Annotated in this window: 16 protein-coding genes; 14 read left to right on the top strand and 2 right to left on the bottom strand. The window is 48.8% G+C overall.

Features of this window, described 5'->3' with window-relative positions:
* Positions 1–93 precede the first annotated feature (93 nt).
* Positions 94–954 (bottom strand): DUF6671 family protein, encoded by an 861-nt coding sequence (locus ACR6Z4_RS04555; protein WP_479716037.1) that lies wholly within the window; start codon positions 952–954, stop codon positions 94–96.
* Here ACR6Z4_RS04555 and ACR6Z4_RS04560 point away from each other — a divergent pair.
* The gene (locus ACR6Z4_RS04560; RefSeq protein WP_479716038.1) at positions 954–1505 is read left to right on the top strand and encodes a CPBP family glutamic-type intramembrane protease; all 552 of its coding nucleotides are present in this window, start codon (positions 954–956) and stop codon (positions 1503–1505) included. The two genes, ACR6Z4_RS04555 and ACR6Z4_RS04560, sit on opposite strands and share 1 nt — an antisense overlap.
* 190 nt (positions 1506–1695) lie before the next feature.
* On the opposite strand, the gene dnaK is transcribed toward ACR6Z4_RS04560, so the two are convergent.
* Positions 1696–3603, bottom strand: a complete 1908-nt coding sequence (gene dnaK, locus ACR6Z4_RS04565) for a molecular chaperone DnaK (RefSeq protein ID WP_479716039.1) — start codon at positions 3601–3603, stop codon at positions 1696–1698.
* Positions 3604–4714: 1111 nt separating this feature from the next.
* Here dnaK and ACR6Z4_RS04570 point away from each other — a divergent pair.
* From ACR6Z4_RS04570 to ACR6Z4_RS04630, 13 genes are all read left to right on the top strand, one after another.
* Complete coding sequence (locus tag ACR6Z4_RS04570) at positions 4715–6079, top strand: type IV pilus twitching motility protein PilT (RefSeq protein ID WP_479716040.1); 1365 nt, start codon at positions 4715–4717, stop codon at positions 6077–6079.
* 75 nt (positions 6080–6154) lie between these two features.
* A complete protein-coding gene (locus ACR6Z4_RS04575) occupies positions 6155–6964 on the top strand; it encodes a circadian clock KaiB family protein (protein ID WP_479716041.1) in 810 nt (269 codons plus the stop codon).
* 479 nt (positions 6965–7443) lie between these two features.
* Positions 7444–8472 carry a hormogonium polysaccharide biosynthesis glycosyltransferase HpsE gene (hpsE, locus tag ACR6Z4_RS04580; RefSeq protein WP_479716042.1) on the top strand — a complete coding sequence of 343 codons (1029 nt, stop codon included), beginning with the start codon at positions 7444–7446 and terminating at the stop codon, positions 8470–8472.
* A gap of 307 nt (positions 8473–8779) precedes the next feature.
* Positions 8780–9847 (top strand): glycosyltransferase family 2 protein, encoded by a 1068-nt coding sequence (locus tag ACR6Z4_RS04585; RefSeq protein ID WP_479716043.1) that lies wholly within the window; start codon positions 8780–8782, stop codon positions 9845–9847.
* Between the two features lie 318 nt (positions 9848–10165).
* Positions 10166–10939: a glucose-1-phosphate cytidylyltransferase gene (rfbF, locus tag ACR6Z4_RS04590; RefSeq protein WP_479716044.1), complete on the top strand. Its 774-nt coding sequence runs from the start codon at positions 10166–10168 to the stop codon at positions 10937–10939.
* 64 nt (positions 10940–11003) lie between these two features.
* Positions 11004–11555, top strand: coding sequence for a dTDP-4-dehydrorhamnose 3,5-epimerase (gene rfbC / locus ACR6Z4_RS04595; RefSeq protein WP_479716134.1), 552 nt, complete (start codon positions 11004–11006; stop codon positions 11553–11555).
* Positions 11552–12862 carry an NAD(P)H-dependent oxidoreductase gene (locus tag ACR6Z4_RS04600; RefSeq protein WP_479716045.1) on the top strand — a complete coding sequence of 437 codons (1311 nt, stop codon included), beginning with the start codon at positions 11552–11554 and terminating at the stop codon, positions 12860–12862. Before rfbC ends, ACR6Z4_RS04600 begins: the two co-directional genes overlap by 4 nt.
* 88 nt (positions 12863–12950) lie before the next feature.
* A complete protein-coding gene (locus tag ACR6Z4_RS04605; protein WP_479716046.1) occupies positions 12951–13874 on the top strand; it encodes a glycosyltransferase family 2 protein in 924 nt (307 codons plus the stop codon).
* A 327-nt stretch (positions 13875–14201) separates the two neighbouring features.
* The gene (locus ACR6Z4_RS04610) at positions 14202–15317 is read left to right on the top strand and encodes an NAD-dependent epimerase/dehydratase family protein (protein WP_479716047.1); all 1116 of its coding nucleotides are present in this window, start codon (positions 14202–14204) and stop codon (positions 15315–15317) included.
* Positions 15318–16655 (top strand): UDP-glucose dehydrogenase family protein, encoded by a 1338-nt coding sequence (locus ACR6Z4_RS04615; protein ID WP_479716048.1) that lies wholly within the window; start codon positions 15318–15320, stop codon positions 16653–16655.
* Positions 16656–16890: 235 nt separating this feature from the next.
* On the top strand, positions 16891–17778 hold the full coding sequence (locus tag ACR6Z4_RS04620) for a hypothetical protein (RefSeq protein ID WP_479716049.1): 888 nt from the start codon (positions 16891–16893) through the stop codon (positions 17776–17778).
* A 35-nt stretch (positions 17779–17813) separates the two neighbouring features.
* Positions 17814–19007, top strand: coding sequence for a glycosyltransferase family 61 protein (locus ACR6Z4_RS04625; RefSeq protein WP_479716050.1), 1194 nt, complete (start codon positions 17814–17816; stop codon positions 19005–19007).
* 67 nt (positions 19008–19074) lie between these two features.
* Positions 19075–20727 carry a GMC oxidoreductase gene (locus tag ACR6Z4_RS04630; RefSeq protein ID WP_479716051.1) on the top strand — a complete coding sequence of 551 codons (1653 nt, stop codon included), beginning with the start codon at positions 19075–19077 and terminating at the stop codon, positions 20725–20727.
* Positions 20728–20739: the final 12 nt, after the last annotated feature.

Here is a 20739-nt window from a genome sequence, read left to right on the forward strand (position 1 = left end):
AATACGGCTGCTGAGAGAGCCGCGCAAAGCGCGGCTCTCTCAGCCCGTTTGGGATGGCTATCGATCCAGCAACGCCCTCAGTGAATAGGAGGATTAGGGGTTGCAATAAGCACATTGGGCAGGATCAGCCGTTTTTATACCATCGGGATAAGGCACGTCTTGCTGATGCTGACAATGCTGGCATTGATACAGTACCGATGCAATCAACGAGGTCGGTCGGTTGCACAGGGCACATCGTAAGCCGCGTTTGCGATCGCAAATATCAAAACCGGGATAGCCACAACGAGGGCAAGTTTGGTTAAGTTTTTGAACCAGGTTATGGGTCGCTCGGGCGATCGCCTGCATCCGGGTGGGATTGTAGAGTGCCCGCATATCTGTTTCAATCTGGATTTTGCCCGTGGGCGATCGCGCTAAACTTTGCGCTACGGCGATCTCTAAATCGGCTGGAGTGGTAATCCCTTTAAACATCTCACTCGCCGTTGGGGTTGCCGGATCACTCCTGACGATCAACCCATGATCTGGAAACCCAACTTTTTGGGCAAATGCCTCTGCGTCTGCCAGATTGCGAATAAGTTGCTGACGGTAATTGGTTTCCGTAGATACATCTTCCCCGACCACTTCCAGGTGATGCGTCTGATCGAGGAGCAACACCATCTCCCGATTAGACGCAATGTAGGGAAAGGCAGGATGGGGTCCAAACGACCCTTCACTGGCGATCGCCAGGGTTTCGCCTGTTAGCTTCAAAGCGTGTTCTGCTTTAAGTCTTGCGGTAAATCGCTGATCGCCGGGACGCTGCACCTCACGGGTAAAGGTGCCCCATTGATCGGTATCAAAATTCGTAGGCACAACCGTTTGAATTCCCAATGCCTGTGTCAAGATTGGGGCAATCACGTCTTCTTTGCGATGTTTTGTGGCGATAACCCCTGTGCGATCGCCAAACCAATCCTCTAACAATGGTTAAACTCCTTCTGCATCGTCTGCTCTGGGCGATCGCCACCCTGCCCGATTGGGCACAAACCTGGCCATCGATCAGCCTCGCTATCCTGATCGCCGTTCTGATTTTACCGATTGGTCTGGCACTGCGGTTTCTGCATCTTGATCCCGTCCGCTCTCGGTCTATGATAAGACAGGCGATCGCCGTTTCGTTGGTTATGCCTGCGCTTTTAGAAGAGATCGTGTTTCGCGTGATCCTGCTGCCCCATCCGAATGAAGCGATGAGTTCAGGTCGCCTCTGGTTATGGGCAGGTTTCGGGCTGATTCTCTTTATTCTCTATCATCCCTTAAACGCATGGACGTGTTTTCCTGCGGGAAAATCGACGTTTACTCAGCCTAGCTTTCTGTTACTCGCTGCCATGTTGGGCAGTTCCTGTACCCTCGCCTACCTGAAAACCGGATCGGTGTGGTTGCCCGTTTTCATCCACTGGTTAGCCGTGATTCTCTGGCTATTGGTATTGGGCGGGTACCGCAGGCTCTATGCTAAAGACCACAAACTCATTACCCTGTAAATCTGTTTGGGAGAGCGACGGCTCCGCCGTCGCTCTCCCAAACAGATTTAGGTTTTATTCGATCCCCGATCCTAATCGAGACCCACTATAGAAATAGGGATGGCAAGAACATTCAGTTCTCACCATCCCTATCATTCACTTAACTGACCTGTAGGTAGGAGAGTTGCTCACGGCAACCCGCATCGATCCACTACTTCGTTTCCGAAAACTCAGCGTCGATCACGTCATCTTCGCTCGGAGGGGCACTGCTGCCACCGCCTGCACTGCCATCGCTATCGGATGGTGCGCCGCCATCTCCATTGCCTTGATAGAGATTGCTGCTGATGCTATAGAGCACTTGCTGAAGTTCGGTAGAGAGTGATTTGATCTGATCGAAATTATCCTGGGCGATCGCCTCTCTCAGATCTTTCACCAACCCTTCAACCTTGGTCTTGTCAGCACCCGGCACCTTATCACCAAGGTCGCTGAGTTGCTTCTCCGCCTGGTAAGCCAGCGAGTCTGCCTGGTTCTTCAGGTCGATCCGCTCGCGCCGTTCTTTGTCAGAGTTAGCATTGGCTTCGGCTTCTCTCACCATCCGCTCAACTTCATCCGATGGCAAGGTAGATGCGCCAGCAATACTGATGGACTGCTCCTTACCCGTGCCTTTATCTTTTGCCCGGACGTTCAAAATTCCGTTGGCGTCGATGTCAAAGGTCACTTCGATTTGGGGGACACCACGAGGTGCCGGTGGAATCCCATCGAGACGGAAGGTTCCCAGACTCTTATTGTCGTCTGCCATCTCGCGCTCACCCTGGAGCACCTTGATTTCCACATTCGTCTGTCCATCCGCAGCTGTGGAGAAGACTTCCGATTTTTTGGTCGGAATTGTAGTGTTGCGAGGGATGATTTTTGTCATCACGCCACCCAGGGTTTCTACCCCTAACGACAGCGAGCTGACATCGAGCAGCAAGATGTCTTTGACTTCGCCAGCCAATACACCGGCTTGAATCGCAGCACCGACCGCAACCACTTCATCGGGGTTAACCGTCTGGTTGGGATCTTTGCCCAATACTCGCTTCACCAGTTCTTGTACGGCTGGAGTCCGGGTAGAACCGCCCACCAGAACCACTTCGTCGATATTTTCTTTCGACAGCTTGGCATCGCGCAGTGCGTTTTCTACAGGGATACGGCAGCGATCGATCAGATCGGCACACAGTTCTTCAAACTTGGCACGAGTCAGAGTCATATCCAGGTGCTTCGGTCCATCCTGCGTTGCGGTGATAAAGGGCAGGTTGATTTCAGCTTGGGTGACGCTGGAGAGTTCGATCTTGGCTTTTTCAGCCGCTTCGGTCAGACGTTGCAGTGCCTGCTTGTCTTTGCGCAGGTCAATGCCTTCGGTGCGACGAAACTCTTCTGCCAAAAAGTCCACGATCTTCTTGTCAAAGTCGTCTCCACCCAGGTGGGTGTCTCCTGACGTTGCCAACACTTCAAACACGCCATCGCCGACTTCTAGAATGGAGACGTCAAAGGTACCGCCCCCTAAGTCAAACACAAGAACGGTTTCGTTAGACTTTTTATCCAAGCCATAGGCAAGCGATGCGGCGGTTGGTTCGTTGATAATCCGCAGAACTTCAACCCCAGCAATTTTTCCGGCGTCTTTAGTGGCTTGCCGTTGCGAGTCATTGAAGTAAGCGGGTACCGTGATCACCGCTTGGGTAACGGTTTCACCCAGGTATTTGCTGGCGTCTTCCACGAGTTTGCGCAGCACCTGAGCAGAAATTTCTTCTGGGGCATATTGTTTACCCGCAGACGGGCAATCGATTTTAACGTTGCCGTTAACATTCAGCACCTTGTAAGCAACTTCGGTTGCTTCATGGGTAATTTCGTCAAACCGACGACCGATAAACCGCTTTACAGAGTAAAACGTATTTTCAGGGTTCATCACAGCCTGACGCTTGGCAATTTGACCAACCAGGCGATCGCCATTCTTCGCGTAAGCGACGACTGATGGGGTTGTGCGAAAACCTTCTGCATTGGCAATTACAGTGGGCTTGCCCCCTTCCATCACTGCCACACAAGAGTTAGTCGTACCCAAATCAATTCCAACAACTTTTGCCATATTTATTTTGCTCCGGTTCTACTACAGGTCTGGCACTTAAGTAACTTTTCTCTTAGGGCTTACACTTCCCTCGGTGGAGAAGGGGGAAAACCCCCAGACCCTCCTAACAGTTTTTGCAATGCAGTATCACTCTATATACTGCGTATCTTTCACCCTTCTCATGAAGTGGTATTTACCGAACCAAGGATGGGTCGGTTTCCGCTTAGAATGAGAAGTGAAAGCCAATGGATTCAAAACATCCAGGTGTTTTTAGGGTGACCAATCAATTTCTTTAACAGACGAGATGAACGGACAAGGTGAGACTGGTTCTGCCTGCTGATTATTCCGCGCTGCTGTTTAAAAGCCGCGTCTCAGACATCAGAGCCTTATTGACGGTCAGAAAAATTGGGTGAATCTTTTCTGCTGATGTTCCCAGTTTAGAAACTTCGCAGGTTTTCCGAATTGGGGTGAACCGTAAAGATCTGTTGTGTTAGCCGTCACCTTTTGGATTGGCAGTGGATTTGATAGCGATCGCACGGTTTTGGGCAAACTCGATCTCAGGTTATGCCTCCCTTCAACTCAGGATCGGGGAATGGTACAAAGTCCATGTTTTTTTAAGAGAGCGACGGCTGCGCCGTCGCTCTCTTAAAAAACATCCAGGTTAATGGATCGGTATCCTTGGAAATGTATGGATTTGGCAGTTTAGTAACGCTGAGCCGCTCAAGACACATTTCGGACTGATGCAAAATGGGTATAACGAGCAATGTCTTACGCTAATCTAGAAGCTAATCTATCCCTGCTGATTTGCAACACTGGTTTATCCCGTTGGGCATCTTCCAAATTCCACAGCCGGGTTGATTCAGACCGTTATTATTTAAGTTCTTGCTCCACACCAGAAAAACCCTTTTATAACTAGTTAATTGGGGTCTTTCATGATTAGGATCGTGGCTTTAGTAAACCAAATTCTTGTTGCGAGAGCAGCGGCTCCGCCCTTGCTCTTTTATAGAAGAATTACAGGTTAATGAGTCTGTGATCCTTACCTGAGTTGTTGTATCTCTACAGTTATTGTTTTCCTGAATTAGACTGCCCCAAGCTTCGCCACTTTTAATGCTCTTTCACCCCTAACTGGCTTATGACAGACGCACAACGTCCGCCTTCACCACCCTCCAATCCCCGTGTTCCACCGCCACCGCCACCGGGTAGAGCAGGCGCGACCCCGCCCCCTGGTAGCACTCAACAAATGGGTCAGCCAACCATGGCAATGCCACCCGCTACCATGGTGAACCCCAATACGGCGACCAACACCGCTAAGTCTGCGGCACCGAGTGGTGCGGTGGCAGGAAAACCTGCGTCTGCCCCTGCGGCTCCACCTCCGGGTCATCGCCCCACGTCACCCCCCCCGCTGAAAAGCTCGGCACGTAGCAAGCCCAGTCCGGGGTCGCCAACCATGGCGCAACTGATTAAAGAGGCATACGACAAAGGGTTCTCAGACGTTCACGCTGGCGTCGGCGAGAAGCCACGATTCCGGAATCGAGGTGAAATTGATACGACCGAATATCCTGTCACCGACGAAGCGACCTTTTTTAGCTGGCTACAGGAACTGATGTCAGATGCCGAGATTCAGCGATTTAAGGAAAATCTTGATTTTGACGGAGCTGCCCAGTACGACTTTGCCCGAGTTCGGATCAACATCTTCGACAGCCTGCGGGGTCCTTCGATGGTGTTGCGACTCATTCCGCTGAAAATCTTGACCCTTGAGCAGCTGAATCTGCCACCCGTTTTCAAAGATATCTGTCATTATCACAAAGGTCTCATTTTGGTGACGGGTCCGACGGGGTCTGGTAAATCCACCACTCTGGCTGCCATGGTGGATTACATGAACAAAGAGATGGCAAAGAATCTCATCACCATTGAAGACCCAATTGAATTTGTCCATGTCAGCCGCAAGTGCTTGATCAAACAGCGGGAAGTCGGGATGCACACCCTCAAGTTTGACAATGCCCTGAAGGCATCGTTGCGGGAAGACCCGGATGTGATTCTGGTGGGTGAAATGCGGGATAAAGAAACCGTCAACACAGCACTAAAAGCTGCCCAAACAGGTCACCTGGTCATGGGCACCCTGCACACCAACAGTGCAGTCAAAACGGTCGAACGGATTTTGAACCTGTATCCACCGGATCAGCAAGAACCGATGCGGGTGGCGATCGCCGAGTCATTAGTCGCCGTTATTGCTCAGGGGTTATGCCGTACTACCGATGGTAAACGGGCTGCCTTCCATGACATTCTAATCAATACGGATGCGATTCGAGATTACATCCGTAAGGGCGATCTAGACGAAGTGGAAGCATTAATTCCGCGATGCACCTTTGACGGCATGTGTACCATGAACCAGTCTCTCTACAAGTTGTATGAGGCAGGGCGAATTACTGAAGAAACCGCTTTAGAACATTCACCCAAAACCAACGAAATGGCACAAATTCTCAGAGGTCGGGTTTAGAGCCTATCTGCAATGTTGGTTGGGTATGCCCGATCCGGGCACACCCAACCAACATTATTCTGTCGGGTGTTTGTTATGCGATATAGCGCCAGTCCACGTTCTGAAACACGCAACTCAGAGTCATTTAAGGGCATTGCTCTGTTTACTCCCGCAGGCGACCTGGTTTACTGTATCGATCCAGACAAACAAACTCGGTGGCACTTACAACTGTGTATTGCCTTACAAGAACTATTGGGGTTGCCAGAACCGCCTCATTTTCTGGTGCCCTGTTATACGGCGACCGTTGACCGCTGGGTCGATGCTAAGACGCAACAACTGCAAACCTATGCCGAAGCGGGACCCGCCGTTTTAAGATATCAGTCGTTGTTGAATGCGGTCTTTGAGACAGGCGATGTGGTTTGGCGGATGACACCGGGGCCGGCGGAACTCTATGACCCGATCATGCTATCGAATTATCGGACGCGCTTTCCGCAGCTCTGGGAAGAGCACGAGTTGGTGATGCGATTTAAAGAACTGAAATTAGATGCGCGATCGCATGATACCGGGCGATCGACGTTATCGTGGACGCCTCTGAATGCCAAGCCAGAGTCACAGGGCTATGTCTTACGCTTATTTGTGTCGAGTACCAGCCCTGCCACGGAACATATTTTGCGTAATTTACATCGCTTACTAGAACAAGCTTTGGAGCAACCCTACACGCTGAAAGTGGTGGATATCCGCAAACACCCCGAACTTGCAGAAGCCGATCAAATTACGGCAACCCCCACTCTGGTAAAAATTTGGCCATTGCCCGTGCGGCGAATGGTGGGCGATTTAGATGATAGCAATCGCTTACTCCATCTTCTGGCATCTGTCGATGCGTGGGGCAACCCGCAAGGCGAATAATCAGGCACTTCCCACTTACGTAATTTTAACTACTCATTGCTCGTGATGAATGATACAGTCTTCACAATTGAGCCTGTATTTGTGAGTTTTTTGTGAAGAATGGATTAAGATGCGCTGGAGAGAGCAGCAAAATCAAGGGTTTCGCGGCTAGGATGCAGTAGTTGGCTATTCCGTGGAACTAACTAGAGCTTCCAGTATTCTAGTGAGTAAGTACGAGTCTTTTATTAAGAAATGCAGCACTTTCTTAGGGGACGAGGTCCAAAAAGCAGGGTGCAGGGATAAAACCCCTGACCGGGGGCGAAGCCCCATACCCTTTTGCACCTCATTCATGTGAATGCGCTGTATTCAAAATCTGTCTAAGGGTTATAGGTGTCTTGTTCGTCTTGGGAGCAAGATATTTTTAATTCCTTGACAACTTATTTATTATGAACTGCTGGCTCAATGTTTCTTTGCTTTGCACGCCTTGGCTCTGAACTCCTATGATTGATTTCACTGTCGCTATTCCCACTTACAATGGCGAGAAACGGCTTCCTGATGTTTTAGATCGATTGCGATCGCAAGACGGTATTGCTCAGATTAACTGGGAGATTATCGTCGTTGATAACAATAGCAATGACGGAACCGCTGATCTGGTTAGGCACTATCAAGAGACCTGGCATCATCCTTTTCCCTTGAGATATATCAAAGAACCCAGACAAGGTGCGGCGTATGCCAGACATTTGGCAGCGACAGAAGCACGTGGTCAGTGGATTGGTTTTTTAGATGACGATAATGTGCCGACGTCTAACTGGGTTGCTGCCGCCATTGCCTTTGCCGCAGCTCATCCTCAAGCAGGTGCGATCGGCAGTCAGATTCATGGTGATTTTGAAGTTCCGCCACCCCCTAACTTCAAAAAAATTGCGCCCTTCCTGGCAATTATTGAGCGGGGTGCCAAACCTCACCTCTATGAACCGCGCAAGAAAATATTGCCGCCCGGTGCGGGAGTGGTTGTACAGAAGCAGGTTTGGCTAGAGTGCGTGCCTGAGCATTTAGTGCTGAATAATCAGGGAAAAGATGCAGGTCTTGCCAGTGAAGATTTAGAGGCAATGCTGCATATTCAAAATGCGGGTTGGGAAATTTGGTATAACCCGACGATGGAGGTTTACCACAAAATTCCCAAATGGCGATTTGAACAAGACTATCTGGTGTCGCTCTATCGATGTGTGGGCTTGAGCCGCCATCGGATTCGGATGCTGAGTACCAAACCCTGGAAACGACCGTTTGCGTTTGTTGCGTATCTGTTGGTAGATAGCGTGCGGTTTTTACAGCGTTGGCAAAAAAGCCAGAGTGCTGATCCACAGCCATTGATCACAGCTTGTGAATTAGAACTTTATCGCTGTAGCTTAATTAGCCCATTTTTCTTGCTAAAAAAGCGTATTTTGAACCTGCTCAAGCCCGTCAGCCTCCAGCCCAACGCCAAAGCAAACGCACTCTTTTCTGACGTGAGTTTAGGTCCCTGTCAGGATTAAGCTAACGGGTGAATTACATTCCCGTAACCGTTGAATACTTGTTAAAGCTCAGATTGAGAAGGCTTGGGCTGTGGAGATATCGGTCTCTTGTGGTCTGGGGCTAAGGATCGTGGATTAAATCAGATCGACTATTGAATCGTTTGCAGGGGCGAACGAACCGTTCGCCCGTACAACACATCATCGACGTTATTTAATTTCCCTTCCTGAGCGTCACCTCAGATAGACAAAAACAGCGTTGAATCTAGCCATCACATGCATCTACCCCGGTTTGGGATGAATCTTGGATAGCCAGAATGTAGGACGTCTGATGGTTAAAGTTTGCATTATTATTCCGGTACACAATCGCAAAGCGTTTACGCAAAATATCCTGGCTCAAATTTATGGGCAGTTAGACCAACTCCACTCAGAGGTGCAGGTTGAAGGGGTAAATTCATCTGCCCCATCGCGATCGCCTATGGATGAGTTTGCGGATGAGGTGTTGACCATCGTGGTGGATGATGGCTCAACCGACGGCACGAAAGACTTAATTCAGCACGAATTTCCCAGAGCAGTGGTGCTGCAAGGAGATGGGTCGCTGTGGTGGACGGGTGCCATTGTCGAAGGCATGAAATATGCAATGCATCACTTTCAGGCAGATTATGTGGTCTGGTTGAATGATGATATTTCGCTGTCCGCCAGTTTTATGGCAGATTTGCTGACCCTGTGCCGTTCGTCTGCCTATGAAACATCGGTGGTGGGGGGTATTGTTCGAGATCAAACCTATCCCAACTGGGTGGTGTATAGCGGCATTAGTCAGGGGCAACCGATTCGTGACATGCGCTGTTATGCCTACGCACCTGAGCTAGAAGCCTATACGCTGTCTGGAAATATTGTCGTGATTCCTAAAGCAGTGATTGAGAAAGCTGGATATCCCAATGTACAAAAGTTTCCCCATCATGGGGGTGATTTTGAATATATTCGTTGGGTCAGACGACACAAATTTAAAGTGATTTCTTCCAGTAAACTTCAGGCATTTACCGATTATCAAGCCTCCGATTTAATCCGCTATATGCCCTATTGGATGCAATGGTACATCAAACGCGATCGCCAATCTCGGCAAGCCATTCTCAACGGGCTAAAAAGTATCAAATCCAATCAAAATATTTGGCTATTTGTCAACATTCAAAATCGCGATCGCGATCGCATTCCCAGCTGGAACTATCACCTGTGTTATTGGGATAAGCGGCTCAAATTATTTCTAATTGATTTCATTCCTAAAAAGTATATTGAACCCAAAATCGTGGACTATTTAAAGTGTTGGAAAGTTCCCTTTTCTGTAGGAGGGTTTGATAGAACTTGGGCAGGAACAGCTGAACCGAATCTCAGCACACATTAAGCGATCGCCATTAGGATACCGGCACCAGAGCTTTTGTTTTCCAATCACTGAGTGTCAGACTATGTGATAACAGTCAGAATGAAATCGCCTATTTGTATCCAGTAAAATTGGCTACAACCATCAATTCAGTAGTTAGTTGAATCTTCGTATAACTTCATGCAAAAAATTTTTTATTCATTGTCTCTTTACGAGACAATATTAGAGGATCTGTTAATCTAGCTGTAGATTTAAAAACTCAGTCGTGACCCAACAATAACCCAGTTCAAATGGGTTTGCCTCCAAACTGGATCGCCATATATACGCTGATGAGGTAACTGCATGAAAGCGGTAATTCTTGCTGGAGGATATGGAACTCGCCTCAGTGAAGAAACAACCATTAAGCCCAAACCGATGGTCGAAATTGGTGGTCAGCCAATTCTATGGCACATCATGAAAACCTATTCGGCTTATGGCATTAATGAATTTATTATTTGCTGTGGCTATAAAGGGTACGTCATTAAAGAATATTTCGCTAACTATTTTCTGCGGATGTCAGATGTCACATTTGATATGCGTTACAACCAGATGAGCGTCCACAATGGTTATGCCGAACCCTGGCAAGTAACGTTGGTGGAAACGGGTGAATCAACCATGACCGGCGGACGGCTGAAGCGGGTGAGAGACTATATCGGTAATGAAACCTTTTGCTTTACCTACGGAGACGGCGTCTGCGATGTCAACATTGGCGAGCTAGTCGAGTTTCACAAGCAGCAAGGTGCCTTTGCGACGCTAACGGCAGTGCAGCCACCGGGACGATTTGGGGCGATCGCTCTGGCACATGAGCAAACCAAAATTGCCCACTTCCGCGAGAAACGAGATGGTGACGGAGCCTGGGTGAATGGGGGCTATTTTGTTTTGGAACCTCAGGTGCTTGACTTCATCGCCGGAGATGCCACTGTCTGGGAACAGGAACCCCTGGAAAAGTTAGCGCAAATGGAACACCTGGCAGCCTATCGCCATACGGGATTTTGGCAACCGATGGATACGCTGCGCGACAAGCACTATCTAGAAGATCTGTGGAAAAGTGGCGAAGCGCCCTGGAAGAAATGGTGAAGGCGATAGTTATGGCAAGACAACATCAGCCGGGGCAAGTCGGTTGTTGGAGCGGGAGGTCGAGATGAAATTTACAGAAACTCAACTGAACGGTGCATTCATCATCGATCTGGAACCTCATGCCGACTCTCGCGGCTTGTTTGCCCGCACCTTTTGCACTCAAGAATTTGCAGCCCATGGCTTAAAACCAACCACGGCGCAATGCAACTTTTCGTTGAACCATCAAAAAGGCACCCTGCGGGGCATGCATTATCAGGTGTTACCTGCGGCTGAAGCCAAGCTATTTCGCTGCATTCAGGGAGCAAACTACCACGTCATTATCGATCTGCGTCCCCAGTCTCCCACCTACCTCCAGCATGTAGGTGTGGAACTATCTGCCCAAAATCGTCGGGCACTCTATATTCCTGAATTATTTGCCCATGGCTATCAAGCCTTAAGTGATGGTTCAGAAGCGTTGTATATGGTCAGCGAGTTTTATACCCCAGGGTGCGAGCGTGGCATTCGCTACGATGATCCAGCATTTCACATCGACTGGCCCCTGCCTGTCAGCGAAATTTCGTCTAAAGATTTATCCTGGTCGTTTTTTGAGTCACCCACCGCAGAGGTTCATTCATGATCATTGTTGATACTGCTCTCAAAGCAAGGCAAGACGCCGGAAATCCAGTTCGGGTTGGCTTGATTGGCGCAGGTTTTATGGGTCGCGGCATTGCCAATCAAATTACGAATTACATTCCGGGGATGAAATTGGTTGCCATTGCCAATCGCACGCTGGCATCCGCGAAGCAAGCCTATGTTGAAGCCGGGATTGAAACCATCCAAATCGCGAGTACGGTGGCTCAACTGGAACATGCGATCGCCCAGGGTCATTACGCTATTACCGATGATGCCGAGTTGCTGTGTCAGGCAGAGGGCATCGATGTCTTGATTGAATCGACCGGGCATGTGGAATTTGGCGCACAGGTGACGATGCAGGCGATCGCCCATCGTAAACATATGGTGCTAATGAATGCCGAACTGGATGCGACCGTCGGTCCCATCCTGAAAGTCTATGCCGACCAGGCAGGCGTCATTCTCACTGGCTGCGACGGTGACCAGCCCGGTGTGCAAATGAACCTCTACCGCTTTGTTAAAAGCATCGGTTTAACCCCTCTGGTTTGCGGCAACATCAAAGGCTTACAAGATCGCTACCGCAACCCCACCACCCAGGAAAGCTTTGCGCGCCAGTGGGGTCAGACGCCTCACATGGTGACGAGTTTTGCTGACGGTACCAAAATTTCCTTTGAACAGGCGATCGTTGCCAACGCTACAGGAATGAAAGTTGCTCAACGCGGCATGTTGGGCTACGACTACAAAGGTCATGTAGACGAAATGACCAAAATGTATGACATCGATCAGCTCAAGTCGCTGGGCGGAATTGTGGACTATGTCGTGGGTGCCCAACCCAGTCCCGGTGTCTTTGTGTTCGCCACCCAAGATGATCCCAAACAAGCCCACTACCTCAACTACGGCAAATTAGGCGAAGGCCCTCTCTATAGCTTCTACGTTCCCTATCACCTGACAATTTTTGAAGTTCCATTATCGGCTGCCCGCGCCGTCTTATTCAACGATGTAGTGATTGCACCGCTGGCGGGGCCCGTGGTGGATGTGATCACGACAGCAAAAGTCGATCTGAAAACAGGGGGCACACTCGACGGGTTGGGTGGCTATCTCACCTACGGTCAATGTGAAAATGCTGATGTCGTCACTGCCCAAAACTTGCTGCCTATGGGCTTAGCCGAAGGCTGTCGGCTGAAGCGAGATGTGCCCAAAGATCAGGTGTTGACCTACGACGATGTGGAATTGCCAAAGGATCGATTGGCTCACAAACTTCGGGCAGAGCAAAATGCCTATTTCTCTCCTAAAGTTCCGGCATCGGTCGGTTAAACCCACTTCGAAGCGTGAGTGATCTGCCCATTCCCCACGCTTTGAAGTCATGCTTGTGTGCAGCGCGTCGAGACAGGAGCGATCGCCAATGACTGACCAACCGTTAGTGAGTGTGGGCATTCCCACCTATAACCGCCCGGAAGGGTTACGCCGGACGCTAGAGTGCGTCGTCCGCCAAACCTATCCCCATCTCGAAATCATTGTCTCCGACAACTGTTCTCCAACGGGTGATGTTGAGGCCGTGGTGCGCGAATTTATGGCAACCGATGGGCGAATTCGTTATATCCGGCAAGCGAAAAACGTCGGTCAGTTTTTTAATTTCAAAGCGGTTCTGGATGCAGCTCAGGGAGACTATTTTGCCTGGGCAGCAGACGATGACGATCGCTCTCCCAGCTTTATCGCCAGTTGCGTAGATGCCTTTCAAACATCGGATCAACTGGTGATTGTTAATTCCTATTCCGAATTGGTTGATCCCAAAACGGGCACGGTGATTAAGGTCGATCAGGGTTGCACAACCGTAGGGTTGCCTGCTACCACACGCTATCAAAGGTATCTCTCATCTATTTTTACCGAACAGGCAGCGATCGGGGATTTGATTTACGGGGTGATGAAACGCAGGGCGCTGACTCAAGCCATGTCTGCCATTCTGGTGTTGCCCTGGGATCACATTTTGCTAGCTCGACTAGCATTGGCAGGAGAGTTTTATACGATTCCTGAACCATTGATGCGATCGCGTCCGGGTGGCATGTCCCGCAGCAATAAATCTGCGGCAAGAGCCTTATTGCTAGAAAACACATTGGCAGAACGCAGTCCCTGGTGGGCAAGAGAACTATGGTTGCAGGGCACGATCCAAAACTCAGCCCTATCCCCCCTTGAGAAAGCTCAACTGGCGCTTTGGTCGTATTCCTACTACCTCTCTAGCTTTGGCTTGCGCTATGCCTCCAAAGACTGGCTACCCCTGCCTTACAAAATGTATCGAGCCATCCGCTATGGTGAACCGATTAACAGCTAACAGCTAACAGCTATTAGCTAACAGCTAACAGCTATTAGCTAAAAGCCAACAGCTAAAAGCTAACAGCTAAAAGCCAACAGCTAAGAGGGTGTTTTAAAGTCCTACTGTTGGTAGCAACCTGTTTCAGATCCCCCTAAATCCCCCTTCAAAAGGGGGACTTTAGAACCAGTTCCCCCCTTTTGAAGGGGGGCTAGGGGGGATCAGCCGATGTCGAAAATCACAACCGACCACCTTTCAAACACCCTCTAACAGCTAACAGCTAACAGCTAACAGCTAACAGCTAACAGCTAACAGCCAACAACTAACAGCCAACAACTCCAAATTCCTATGAAAACGGCTCAAGATGTGATCGATATTGATTTGAATTATATTTGCGGCAACCTGACGCAGGAATTTAGCTGCATTGCCGGAAAGAGATTACTGATTACTGGAGGAGCAGGGTTCTTAGGCTATTATCTGGTGCAATCGATTCTGCATTGGAATACCCTCCACACCGAACCAACACAGCAGATTCAACTCACCATTTATGACAACTACATTCGCGGCATTCCCGACTGGTTGACCCGTCTTCAAGATAATCCCGCCCTGACTCTGGTCAAACACGACATTACCCATCCTCTGCCAGCAGACATGGGTGATTTTCAATACATCATTCACGCCGCTTCTATTGCCTCTCCGATTTATTACCGCAAATATCCGATCGAGACAATGGATGCCAATGTCAACGGGTTGCGCTATTTGCTGGAATATTGTCGGCAGCAACAGCAAAAGGGAATGCCGGTGGCAGGCTTTTTGTTTTATTCCACCAGTGAGATTTATGGCGATCCGACGCCCGACCATATTCCGACCCCAGAAACCTATCGCGGTAATGTCTCTTGTACGGGTCCAAGAGCCTGTTATGACGAGTCCAAGCGCTATGGTGAAACGCTCTGCGTCAATTTCGCCCAACAGTATGAGCTGCCGATCAAAATAGCTCGTCCGTTCAATAACTATGGACCGGGGCTGAAAATTAGCGATCGCCGTGTCTTACCCGATTATGCGCGGGATGTGCTGTCCGGACGGGATATCGTCATGCTGTCCGATGGGTCTCCGACTCGTACCTTCTGCTATATCGCCGATGCGATCGTTGGCTACTACAAAATCTTGGTCAACGGACATCCCGGAGAAGCCTACAACATCGGGGTGGAAACGCCAGAAATTTCCATGGCGACGCTAGCAGATAAGGTGGTGGAACTGGCAACAGAACTATTTGGCTATCAGGGCAAAGTGGTTCGTCAGACCAGTGCCGACAAAGACTATCTGGTAGACAACCCCAATCGCCGCTGCCCGATTATTGCCAAAGCAAAAACTGACCTGGGCTATGACCCCAGCATCAGCTTAGACGAAGGACTAAAACGCGCCCTGATCTGGTATCAAGATAATCGCGAAGCGGAGGATGCTTAGATGAAAGTTTCGGTCGTGGGTACGGGCTACGTGGGGCTAGTATCGGGAGTTTGTCTGGCAGAAAAAGGACATCATGTCACCTGTGTGGATATTGACCCGGCAAAGGTAAGCCGCATCAATCAAGGCATACCGCCCATCTTTGAAGAAGGCCTGGAAGACCTGCTGAAAAAGAATATTGGACAGGCTCTAACCGCGACAACCGATTTGCGTCAAGCTGTATTGCAGTCAGACCTATCGTTAATCGCTGTGGGTACGCCCTTTGATGGCAATGAGATCGACCTGCGCTACATCAAAGAAGTCGCCCACCAGATCGGTACCGTGCTGAAGGATAAACCGTCCTATCATCTCGTAGTCGTAAAAAGCACCGTTGTTCCCGGTACCACCGATGACGTGGTGCTGCCGATTTTAGAAGCAGCATCGGGCAAAAAAGCTGGAGTGGATTTTGGCGTGGGCATGAATCCGGAATTCCTTAAAGAAGGCGAAGCCATCAAAGATTTCATGTTTCCCGATCGCATTGTTTGGGGCGGTATTGATGAGCAGAGTCGCAGTCTGTTGCGGCAGATGTATGCGGTGTTTCCCGGCATCGATACGTTGGAAACCAACTGCAAAACGGCTGAGATGATCAAATACACTGCCAATTCTCTCCTGGCAACGATGATCTCTTTTGCCAACGAGATCGGCAATCTCTGTGCCGCTGTCGGTCAGGTCGATGTGGTAGAAGTCATGCGGGGGGTGCATTTAGACAAACGGTTGACACCGATTTTAGCCAATGGCGATCGCATCATTCCCTCATTCACGACCTATATTGAAGCGGGGTGTGGCTTTGGCGGCAGTTGCTTTCCCAAAGATGTCAAAGCGCTGAACTCCTACGGTGCCCAAAAAGGGAATCCTATGCGCTTATTAGAAGCGGTGATTGAGGTCAACAAAGACCAGCCTGCTAAGGTGATGGATCTGTTGCACAAACATTTCCCCAATCTCGATGCAGTCAGGGTAGCGGTATTGGGTCTAGCCTTCAAACCGGGCACCGACGATATGCGCGAATCGCCTGCCATTCCGATTCTTCAGGCATTGTTAAAGCAGGGTGCCAAAATTAAAACCTACGACCCGATCGCCACTCGTGAAGCCAAGAAACTGTTTCCTAATGCAGGGGTTGAGTTTTGTGAGTCGCTGCCAGAGGCGATCGCCGAGGTTCAGGCAATTTTGGTATTAACTCGTTGGGCAGAATTTAAAGCTCTACCCCAGTTATTAGAACCGCTCAATCCGCAACCCCTGGTCGTCGATGGTCGGCGGATGCTCAATAAACAACGGCTCAACTGGTATGAAGGAATTGGTCTTTAAGGGAGATATTACATTCTCCTGGGAGGTTGAAAATACAGCAATTTTCAGTTTGCTTGAGCTACAGTTTTTCTGTAAGGTGCCGCGCTCCACGTGGCATATACAGCAGCCAAAGGGCTGATTAGGACGGAGGCACCGGAGTTCTACCCCTGTACCCCGTTCTAATTAACCATTTAATTACTCAACCAAAAAACTAACCACATTCAAGCGCGAGGCGATGTAAGACGGGTGCAGGTCGATGGGAATTCCAATTGTCATGATTCATAAATATGACAGCTATTACTTACCGTATGGCTTAGTACAAGCACGAATATCTAACCCTCAATCTGATGTTTTTTTGTTAGGTGATGCCAATAACAACCACTACCCTTTTGCCCGACACGTCAATATTTCAGAGTACTCTCAGGACATCAAATTATTTAGCCACTCTTACAAACATCTCAGTACTAATCTGCAAGCTTTTGAACTCTTTTGCTTTCAACGTTGGTTTGTTTTACGTAACTTTATGAAAGCCAATCGGATTGATAGCTGTGTTCACATTGATTCAGATTTAATGCTCTATGCGGATCTGACCCAAGAGCAGAAAAAATTTGATTCCTATGACTTCACTCTCACCCGAGGCTATAGCGGTCATTGCTCATTTTTTAATCGCTTAGAAGCGTTGGAAAAATTCTGTGATTTTATGCTGTCGCTTTATACCGATCCAGACTTATTTCAAAGCATCTATGCAAAATATCATCAGACGATCGCTGACAACGCCAACGGGGGTGTTTCTGATATGTTTGCTTTAGAACAATTTCGCCTGAAACATCCCGATAAAATTGGCGAAATGTCTACTATCATTCAAAACTCAGTCTATGACTGTAATATTAAAACGTCAGATGGGTTTGAGATGAAAGATGGTATGAAAAATATTATTTGGCTGGATCACCAACCTTTCTGTAAACAGATTGAATCAAACCAACTCATTCGATTTAATTCTCTCCATTTTCAAGGATCATCTAAGCCGTATATGGAAAGCTATATCCGAAAAATAGGGTTTGGTTTAAAGATTTTCTTATTGAAATCGATATTTGATGGACAAGTTAAAAAAGCTGGACGCTATCTCAATAAGCTCACTCGGTAAGGTGGATGAATCTGACCAGAATGTTCAATATCTCTGTGCCAAAATCCATTAATCCAGACATTCGTAAATCGCTGCGATCGCTAGCAGATGTAGCGGCTCGTCTAGTTCGTTTTGTACCCAATAGTTTTAGAGTGTTTGGCATTCCCCGTGCTATCAAAACCTGTGAAACGTTGGGATACAAACCGCTTTATCCATCATTATTTCTACAGCGTCAATCTCCCAAAACAATTGATGCCAAGATTCATTGGAAATTTCTACGAGACTTAGAAGAAGATCATCGTAGCTATACCCCTGAAGCCTTTGCGATTTGTCTAAAGGATGGCATTTCTAGCAACATGGGTGCCAACTTAGATAAAACAGGTGTATTGATTTCAGAGGTTGCCAAACAGTTTGATCTGAGAAAAGGTGAAACTCACAAAATCGCTACAGCGTTGAGATTTTTGCCCAAGATTCATCGGATTGAGGGTTCTGTGGCGGCGATCGCCTTTCACGGACAAGATAACTATTATCATTGGCTGTTTGATGCCTTACCGCAATTTCATCTGTTAGAAAAAGCTGGATTAAAACCCGAAAAGCTATATATCGAATGCCATAAGACATTTCAACAAGAAACACTGCGGATTTTGGGCTATAGTCCTGAACATGTGATCGATTCGAGACAGTTCGAATTTATTTCTGCGTCGGAATTAATGGTGCCTTCTTTTCCGGCAAAGTCGGGTTATGCGCCGACCTGGGTCTGTGACTTTCTGCGCGACCGGGTGCTGCCCTTAAAATCGCAAGGCAATCTGGAGTTGCCAGATGATCAATACCGCCGAATTTATCTGTCTCGTAGAGGGGCAAAACGCAGAAGAATTTTGCATGAATCAGCGTTAATTGAATTCTTGAAACCCTACGGGTTTATCGACGTGCAAACTGAAAATCTCAGCGTTGTAGATCAGGCTCGATTATTTAATAATGCTGAAATCGTCATCGCACCCCATGGTGCGGGCTTAACCAATTTAGTATTTTGCGATCGCTCTACCAAAGTCATCGAACTTTTTTCACCTCAGTATGTCAATGGCTGTTACTGGACGGTATCAGAACAGAATGGATTGGACTATTTCTATTTAATTGGGGAAGGAGAAATACCACCCGACTATTATGAATCGGGGCGTGTCACCGATGATATCGACGTCAATTTAGATAAATTACAGCAGACATTTGCATTGGCAGAGATTACACCCATGTAAAACACATCTAAAGACTAATAGGAAGCGCAATATTCATCATTAAACGTCGTTCATTTAGATTTTTCCAATGTTAATTGATGCCCGTACATTGTCAGACGATCAGGTCATTGAGACGGAGGTTTGCATTGTCGGTGCAGGTCCTGCCGGAATTACGATGGCACGCGAATGGATTGGACGCGACGTTCAGGTGTGCTTATTAGAAAGTGGCGGGTTAGAACTCGACCCGGCGACCGAAAAACTGTCTCAGGGCACCATCATCTCGCGCGATCGCTATCCCAAAGATGAGATGGAAGCGGGACGACGACGGCAGTTTGGCGGTGCCTCCAATCGCTGGCACATTGATTTGGGCAGCATCACCGGGGTCAGGCATACCCCCCTGGATGAGATTGATTTTGTCCAACGAGACTGGCTACCGTACAGCGGTTGGGCGTTTGAGTTTGCCGATCTAGAACCGTATTACCATCGCGCTCACCAGGTCTGCCAACTCGGACCGTTTGCCTATGATGCAGAGTCCTGGGCAGATGCAGAGTCCCCTCCCTTACCGTTAAAGGGCGATCGCCTGGTGACAACCGTGTTTCAGTTTGGACCCCGAGATATTTTTGGACACCAATATCGAGACGAAATTTCTCAGACAAACAATATCACGGTCTATACCTACGCCAACGTTGTCCAAATCGAAACCAACGACACCGCCAGTACTGTTACCCGTCTCAAGGTTGCGTGTTTGGATGGCACGACCGTTTGGGTGGTCGCCAAAGTCTTTGTTTTGGCAATGGGCGGCATCGAAAATGCCCGCTTGTTGCTCAATTCCAATCAGGTGCAACCTGCTGGACTGGGCAATGCCCATGACCTGGTTGGGCGATACTATATGGATCATCCTGGTTTTCGCATTGGCGACTTTTTTCCTAGTACCCCGCAACTGTTTAAATCGACTGCTCTGTACGATTTGCGGCGAGTGAAGGAAATCCCGGTTGCCGGAAAACTATCCCTCACCCCAACGGTGATGGAAGACGAGCACATTCTCAACACCAGCATCTGGTTTTTTCCACGCCCCAAAGGGCACAATTCCAAAGCTGTTGAGTCTCTCAAAACCCTGTTAAATCATCTGCGTCGGGGAACACTACCCAAACAGACTGCTACTCATCTGCGTCGTGTCGTGGCAGGGATGGATGAGATTCTCGCTGTTGCCTATCGCGCGATCGCCAGGCAGCATCCCTTGATCGTCGATGCAGGCTGTGGGGGGTGGTCGCTGTATGTGGATAGCCCCAAAAAATATGACTATTTCGAGGTTGCCGTGCAGGTCGAGCAAGCTCCTGATCCAGACAACCGCATTGTTTTGAGTCAAGAGTGCGATCGCCTGGGCATGAGAAAAGCAGAGTTGCACTGGCGTTGGAGTGAGATAGACTTACGCAGTATCCGCCGCACTTGCGAGATTCTTCACGAAGAGTTAGCTGCCGCTGGTCTGGGATACTTTCAGGCAGCACCCGAAGCAGAAATGCTATCTCGGCTGTATAGCGCTCATCATCACATCGGCACCACTCGCATGCATGTTGATCCCCGGCAAGGGGTGGTTAATCAGCACGGTCAGGTGCATGGTATCCCCAATTTGTTGATCGCAGGCAGTTCTGTTTTCCCGACCGGGGGATATGCCAACCCCACCCTAACGATCGTTGCCTTAGCTATTCGCATGGCAGATCACATTTCGAAAACATTGATTTAACCAGATCCCCGG

The sequence above is a fragment of the Calyptranema fuscum S582 genome (assembly GCF_055793305.1).

What these genes read in the sequence shown, in the direction of transcription:
- ACR6Z4_RS04560 (WP_479716038.1), top strand. Translation starts at nt 954, where the DNA reads ATGGTTAAACTCCTTCTGCATCGTCTGCTCTGGGCGATCGCCACCCTG.
- dnaK (WP_479716039.1), bottom strand. Translation starts at nt 3,603, where the DNA reads ATGGCAAAAGTTGTTGGAATTGATTTGGGTACGACTAACTCTTGTGTG.
- ACR6Z4_RS04570 (WP_479716040.1), top strand. Translation starts at nt 4,715, where the DNA reads ATGACAGACGCACAACGTCCGCCTTCACCACCCTCCAATCCCCGTGTT.
- ACR6Z4_RS04575 (WP_479716041.1), top strand. Translation starts at nt 6,155, where the DNA reads ATGCGATATAGCGCCAGTCCACGTTCTGAAACACGCAACTCAGAGTCA.
- hpsE (WP_479716042.1), top strand. Translation starts at nt 7,444, where the DNA reads ATGATTGATTTCACTGTCGCTATTCCCACTTACAATGGCGAGAAACGG.
- ACR6Z4_RS04585 (WP_479716043.1), top strand. Translation starts at nt 8,780, where the DNA reads ATGGTTAAAGTTTGCATTATTATTCCGGTACACAATCGCAAAGCGTTT.
- rfbF (WP_479716044.1), top strand. Translation starts at nt 10,166, where the DNA reads ATGAAAGCGGTAATTCTTGCTGGAGGATATGGAACTCGCCTCAGTGAA.
- rfbC (WP_479716134.1), top strand. Translation starts at nt 11,004, where the DNA reads ATGAAATTTACAGAAACTCAACTGAACGGTGCATTCATCATCGATCTG.
- ACR6Z4_RS04600 (WP_479716045.1), top strand. Translation starts at nt 11,552, where the DNA reads ATGATCATTGTTGATACTGCTCTCAAAGCAAGGCAAGACGCCGGAAAT.
- ACR6Z4_RS04605 (WP_479716046.1), top strand. Translation starts at nt 12,951, where the DNA reads ATGACTGACCAACCGTTAGTGAGTGTGGGCATTCCCACCTATAACCGC.
- ACR6Z4_RS04610 (WP_479716047.1), top strand. Translation starts at nt 14,202, where the DNA reads ATGAAAACGGCTCAAGATGTGATCGATATTGATTTGAATTATATTTGC.
- ACR6Z4_RS04615 (WP_479716048.1), top strand. Translation starts at nt 15,318, where the DNA reads ATGAAAGTTTCGGTCGTGGGTACGGGCTACGTGGGGCTAGTATCGGGA.
- ACR6Z4_RS04620 (WP_479716049.1), top strand. Translation starts at nt 16,891, where the DNA reads ATGGGAATTCCAATTGTCATGATTCATAAATATGACAGCTATTACTTA.
- ACR6Z4_RS04630 (WP_479716051.1), top strand. Translation starts at nt 19,075, where the DNA reads ATGTTAATTGATGCCCGTACATTGTCAGACGATCAGGTCATTGAGACG.